The sequence below is a fragment of the Planctomonas deserti genome, from assembly GCF_003067705.1.
Classification (GTDB): domain Bacteria; phylum Actinomycetota; class Actinomycetes; order Actinomycetales; family Microbacteriaceae; genus Planctomonas; species Planctomonas deserti.
On the sequence record NZ_QANL01000074.1, the window covers coordinates 1 to 658 of the forward strand.

Consider the following 658-nt stretch of genomic DNA (forward strand, 5'->3'; position numbering starts at 1 on the left):
GCTCGGCGATCTTTTGATGGAAGGCGAACTGGTCATCGATGGCGTCGGCCGCATCGACTGGGACCGGCAGCTGCGGCCGAGTGAACTGCGCTTCTGCCGCCGCGATGGCAGCCTGGTGTGGGGGCGCTGGAGTGGCACCGGCGTGCGCAGCGCGGGAGGTGGCCTGTCGGTGTTTGCGATCATCGAGGATGTCAGCCAGAACCATGCATTGGCACGTGAGATCGAGCATCACGCCAGCCACGATCCGCTGACCGGCCTGATCAACCGTCGCGAGATCGAGCGGCTGCTGGAACGTTCGCTGCTGCAGGTGCGCAGCGAGGGCGGCACGCATTCGCTGTGCTACATCAACCTGGACCACTTCAAGCTGGTCAACGACAGCTTCGGCCACGCCGCCGGTGACCAGATGCTGCGCAGTTTCGCCGACTATCTGGTGGCTGCGGTACGTGACGGCGACTGGGTCGGCCGGCTTGGCGCCGACGAGTTCGCGATGTTTCTCGCCCATGCCGGGCAGGACGAGGCCAAGCGCGTGCTGCAGCGGGTGATCCGCAACCTGGGCCAGGCCACCTTCCCGATCAGCGAGGGCAGTCCGCAGCTGAGCTGCAGCATCGGCGTGGTGGAAGTCAGTGCCGATGCACCGGACGTGAACTGGTTGATGAGT

1 protein-coding gene is annotated in these 658 nt (G+C 65.5%); it reads left to right on the top strand.

All coding sequences use genetic code 11. The features are described 5' to 3' along the window. On the top strand, nt 1-658 hold a 658-nt coding region (locus tag DAI20_RS19610), incomplete at both ends, for a sensor domain-containing diguanylate cyclase (RefSeq protein WP_159085138.1).